At 71.2% G+C, this 5,074-nt stretch carries 4 protein-coding genes; all 4 read left to right on the top strand.

Features of this window, described 5'->3' with window-relative positions:
* Nucleotides 1–381: 381 nt before the first annotated feature.
* Nucleotides 382–1,881, top strand: coding sequence for an aldehyde dehydrogenase (locus WA805_RS16460; RefSeq protein WP_425242771.1), 1,500 nt, complete (start codon nt 382–384; stop codon nt 1,879–1,881).
* A gap of 11 nt (nt 1,882–1,892) precedes the next feature.
* On the top strand, nt 1,893–3,344 hold the full coding sequence (locus WA805_RS16455; protein ID WP_425242770.1) for an aldehyde dehydrogenase family protein: 1,452 nt from the start codon (nt 1,893–1,895) through the stop codon (nt 3,342–3,344).
* Nucleotides 3,345–3,354: 10 nt separating this feature from the next.
* Entirely contained in the window at nt 3,355–4,797 is a 1,443-nt protein-coding gene (locus WA805_RS16450) for an aldehyde dehydrogenase (RefSeq protein WP_422324784.1), read from the top strand.
* 39 nt (nt 4,798–4,836) lie between these two features.
* Nucleotides 4,837–5,074: hypothetical protein (locus tag WA805_RS16445; RefSeq protein ID WP_425242769.1), on the top strand; the 238-nt coding region annotated here is incomplete at its 3' end.

Raw genomic sequence — 5,074 nt, 5'->3', positions numbered from 1 at the left:
CGCCACGTCGGCGGGGCTGGCGATCCCGGTCCTGCCGAGCTCGGCCCCGGTCGCGGGCTCGATAACGGCGGCGTCGCCGCCTTCCGGTGTCACCCAGCCGCCGGAGTACACCCGACCCTGCCAGGCCTCGTCTTTGAGGAACGTCACGATTCACTCCTGAAGCTTCTGGAGGCGGAAGTAACAGTGCGACTACTAGCGCCATGGTAACGGCGCCAGGCGGGCGCCGCCATCTCGCGCGCCGCCTTGTGGAATCGCCCAACTTCGGCGCGCAATCGGTTGTCCGCGACGCCTCTTGGCGGCCACATCACGCCGGTCTAGGCTCCTAGTCACAATGTGACTATCAGGTCTTCGTGACTATCAGGTCTTCGAGAGGGCGCCCAGATGAGCCTGGCGAATGACATCAGCGTGCCGATCCGGCACCCGGACCGGTTCTTCATCGGCGGCCAGTGGGTGACACCCTCGTCCGGCGCCACGATCAACGTCATCGACTCGCACAGCGAGGATGTCTACCTCACGGTGGCCGAGGCGCAGGCGGCCGACATCGACCGGGCCGTCAGCGCGGCCCGCGAGGCGTTCGACAACGGCCCGTGGCCGCGGCTCACGCACGCCGAACGCGCCGGCTACCTGCGGGCGCTCGGCGAGCAGGTCGTCAAGCGGTCCGCGGACATCGCCCAGATGTGGCCGCGCGAGTCCGGCGTGATCGCCGCCGTCGCGAACGGCGCCGCGTTCGGCGCCAAGCACACCTTCGACTACTACGCCGGTCTCGCGGACACGTTCCAGTGGGAGCGGCCGGCCCGGCCCGCCCGCGGCGGCTTCGGGCTGATCATCAAGGAGCCGGTCGGCGTGGTCGGCGCGATCATCCCGTGGAACGCGCCGATGGGGCTGATCAGCATGAAGCTCGCCCCCGCGCTGATCGCCGGCTGCACGGTCATCCTCAAGTCCTCCCCTGAGGCGCCAGGCGAGGGGTACCTGATCGCGGAGGCCGCGGAGGCCGTCGGGCTGCCGCCCGGCGTGCTGAACGTGGTCACCGCCGACCGTGAGGTCTCCGAGCTGCTGGTCCGCGACCCGCGCGTCGACAAGATCACGTTCACCGGTTCCACCGCGGCGGGGCGGAAGATCGCCTCGATCTGCGGCGAGCGGATCGCCCGCTGCACCCTGGAGCTCGGCGGCAAGTCGGCCGCGGTCATCCTCGACGACGCGGACCTCGAGACCACCGCGCAATCCCTCGCGATGGCCGAGTGCCTGCTGTCCGGCCAGGTCTGCGCCTCGCTGACCAGGATCGTCGTCACCAGGAGCCGCCACGACGACATGGTCGAGGCGCTCGCCGCGGCGTTCTCCAAGGTGAAGGTCGGCGACCCGTTCGACCCCAGCAGCCAGATGGGCCCGCTGGCCGCCGAGCGGCAGCGCACCCGCGTCGAGGGCTACATAGCCAAGGGCCTCGAGACCGGCGCGACCCTGGCCACCGGCGGCGGCCGTCCCAAGGACCTGGACCGCGGCTGGTACGTGGAGCCGACCGTGTTCGGCAACGTGGACAACAAGTCGGTGATCGCGCAGGAGGAGATCTTCGGCCCGGTGCTGTCCGTGATCGCCGCCGACGACGAGGACGACGCGGTGCGCATCGCCAACGACACGATCTACGGGCTGCACGGCGCCGTGTTCACCAACGACGTCGCGCGGGCCCGCGAGGTCGCCGGGCAGATGCGGACCGGCGCCATCGGCCACAACGGCTTCAAATCCGACTTCGACATGGGGCACGGCGGCTTCAAGCAGTCCGGCATCGGCCGCGAGGGCGGCGTCGACGGGCTGCTCCCGTTCCTCGAGTCCAAGGCCGTGCTGCTCGACGGCCCGACCGCCCGCTACCACCAGCACACCGAGCTTTAGGGGACCGACCAATGACAACGGAGATCAGCACGCCGCTGCTCATCGACGGGCAGGAGCGCGCCGCGAGCGCGACCTTCCCCGTCTACGACCCGGCAGCCAACGGCACGGTCATCGGGCACGCCGCGGCCGCCTCGGCCGATGACGCCCTCGACGCGGTGACGGCCGCGAACCAGGCCTGGCCGGCCTGGGCCGCGCTGTCCGCCGCCGAGCGCACCGCCATCTGCCTGAAGGCCCTCGAGGGACTCGACGAGGACGCCGACGAGCGGGCCGAGATCCTGTCCCGCGAGAACGGCAAGGTGCGGTTCGAGGCCGCGATCGACCTGATGGTGTTCGCCGGCCGGTTCCACCAGGCCGCCCAGTACGCCCCCGAGCTCGACCAGGCGGAGCACATCGCGGGCCCGCCGTTCGACACCACGATCACCAAGCTCCCGGCCGGCGTCGTCACGATCATCTACCCGTTCAACTGGCCGCTGGCCATCCTCGCGGCGTCGCTGCCCGCCGCGCTGATGGCCGGCAACGCGGTGATCGTGAAGCCGCCCCCCACCACGCCGCTGTCGTCGGTGCGCACCCTCCAGCACCTGATGCCCAAGCTGCCGCCCGGCGTGCTCAACGTCGTCACCGGCGCCGACGAGGTGGTCGGCCCGATCGTGGTCGGCGACCCGCGGGTCAGGCACGTCTGCTTCACCGGCAGCGTCGGCGGCGGCAGGCGGATCATGTCGATGGCCGCACCCAACCTGACGAACGTGACGCTCGAGCTCGGCGGCAACGATCCCGCGATCGTGCTCGACGACGCGACGCTCGACGAGGCCGCGTTCGCGAAGATGAGCGGCGCGACGTTCATGACCACCGGCCAGGTCTGCATGGCGCTCAAGCGGCTGTACGTGCCGCGCGGCCGGTACGACGAGGTCGTCGACGGGCTGCGCGCCACGCTGGAGAACGCCGTGGTCGGTCCCGGCCTCGACCCGGCCACCACGTTCGGGCCGCTGAACACCGCCAGGCAGCGCGACTACGTCGCCGGGCTCACCGAGCAGGCGGAGGCGGCGGGCGCGGAGGTGCTCACGTTCGGCGAGTACACCGTCGACGCCGCCAGCGGCAACTACCTGCTCCCCTCGCTCGTCCTCAACCCGGCGGCGGACCTGGGGATCGTGGCCGAGGAGCAGTTCGGTCCCGCCCTCCCGGTCATCCCCTACGACACCGAGGAAGAGGCGGTCGCGCTGGCGAACAGCACCTGGTCCGGGCTCTGCTCGTCGGTCTGGTCCGCGGACACCGAGCACGGCATGAAGATCGCCAGGCAGCTGCGCACCGGCGTCACGTTCTTCAACAACCACAACGCCACCGCGGTGGACGAGCGGGCCCCGTTCGGCGGGTTCAACCAGAGCGGCATCGGCCGCGAGCTCGGCCGCGAGGGAATGCGCGACTTCACGGAGACGCACGTCATGGCCGTGCCGTCCCAGGAAGGCTAGGGGAGACCAGATGACCGGCCACGACACGCTGTTCATCGGCGGCGAGTGGGTGTCCCCCAGCTCCGCCGCCAGGATCGCCGTGCGCAACGCGTCCACGGAAGAGCCGATCGGCGAGACGCCCGAGGCGGCCGAAGCCGACGTGGACGCCGCGGTCGCCGCGGCGCGCCGCGCGTTCGACGACCCGTCCGGCTGGTCGCGCTGGGAGCCGGCCCGCCGCGGGGAAGCGCTGGAACGGCTCGCGGCCGAACTAGAGCAGCGCGCCCAGGACATCGGACGCCTGGTCAGCCAGCAGAACGGCATGCCTTTCGCGCTGTCGCCGCTCATCGAGGGCATGACCCCGGTGGGCACGCTGCGCTACATGGTGAGCCTGCTGGCCTCCTCCCCCGTGGAGGAGGAGACCGCCAGGTTCCTCGGCGGCGACCTGATCATCAGGCACGAGCCGATCGGCGTCGTCGCCGGCATCGTGCCGTGGAACTACCCGCAGACCCTGTCCTCGTTCAAGTACGCGCCCGCGCTCGCGGCAGGCAACACGATCGTGCTCAAGCCGTCCCCGGAAACCGTGCTCGACTCGTACGTGTTCGCCGAGGCGGTGCTGGCAGCCGGCCTGCCGCCTGGCGTGGTCAACATCGTGCCCGGCGGCAGGGAAATCGGCGCGTACCTCGTCCAGCACCGCGACGTCGACAAGGTCGCCTTCACCGGCTCCACCGCGGCCGGGCGGCAGATCGCCGAGGTGTGCGGCCGGCTCCTGCGGCCCGTCTCGCTCGAGCTCGGCGGCAAGTCCGCGGCGATCATCCTGGACGACGCGGACCTGGACCTGGCGAAGATCGGCCAGGACCTGTTCGCCGCCACGCTGGTCAACAACGGGCAGACCTGCTACGCGGGCACCCGGATCCTGGCCCCGCGGTCCCGGTACGGCGAGGTGGTGGACACGCTGGCCGGGTTCGCGTCCTCGCTGCCGGTCGGCGACGCGCTCGACCCGGCCACGCTGATCGGGCCGCTGGTGTCCGAGCGGCAGCGGGACCGGGTGGAGCGGTACATCGCGAAGGGCAAGAGCGACGGCGCGCGGCTGGTCACCGGCGGCGGCCGGCCCGCCGGCCTGGACAGGGGCTGGTTCGTCGAGCCGACGATCTTCGCCGACGTGGACAACAACTCCACGATCGCGCAGGAGGAGATCTTCGGCCCGGTGCTGTCGGTTATCGAGTACGCGGACACCGACGACGCCATCAGGATCGCCAACGACTCCGACTACGGCCTGGGCGGGTCGGTGTGGACCACCGATCCGGCCCGCGCCAGGGACGTCATCCGGCGGGTGCGCACCGGCACCATGGGCATCAACGGCTACCTGCCGGACCCGGCAGGCCCGTGGGGCGGCGTCAAGTCCAGCGGCATCGGCCGTGAGCTCGGCCCCGGCGCCATCGCCGCCTACCAGAACCTCAAGACGGTCTACGCGTAACGCCGGCGTAGCCGGCATTTCCTCTGTATCGTCCGAATTGTGAGCGGCGGGACGTTCAGGACTCACTCAGGCCTGCGCGCGGTCATTAACGCCTGGCTTGAGGACATCAGCTTCCGCACGGGCATGATCACCGGTGCGGTCGTGCTGCTGGTGATCGCGGCGGTCGGTGCCGCCGTGGCCGTCCTCGGCCACAGCGGGCAGGCAGCCACCGCGCTGGGCTCGCGCAGCACCACGAGCCCCGCGACGGTCGCCGCCCCGTCCGTGGGAGGTGCCGCGC

Origin of the sequence: Trebonia sp. (genome assembly GCF_049794275.1) — a bacterium.
Taxonomy (GTDB): domain Bacteria; phylum Actinomycetota; class Actinomycetes; order Streptosporangiales; family Streptosporangiaceae; genus Trebonia.
The sequence above is the reverse complement of the archived record's forward strand: the minus strand, read 5'-3'. Positions and strand labels throughout refer to the sequence as shown.

What these genes read in the sequence shown, in the direction of transcription:
- WA805_RS16450 (WP_422324784.1), top strand. Translation starts at nt 3,355, where the DNA reads ATGACCGGCCACGACACGCTGTTCATCGGCGGCGAGTGGGTGTCCCCC.
- WA805_RS16455 (WP_425242770.1), top strand. Translation starts at nt 1,893, where the DNA reads ATGACAACGGAGATCAGCACGCCGCTGCTCATCGACGGGCAGGAGCGC.
- WA805_RS16460 (WP_425242771.1), top strand. Translation starts at nt 382, where the DNA reads ATGAGCCTGGCGAATGACATCAGCGTGCCGATCCGGCACCCGGACCGG.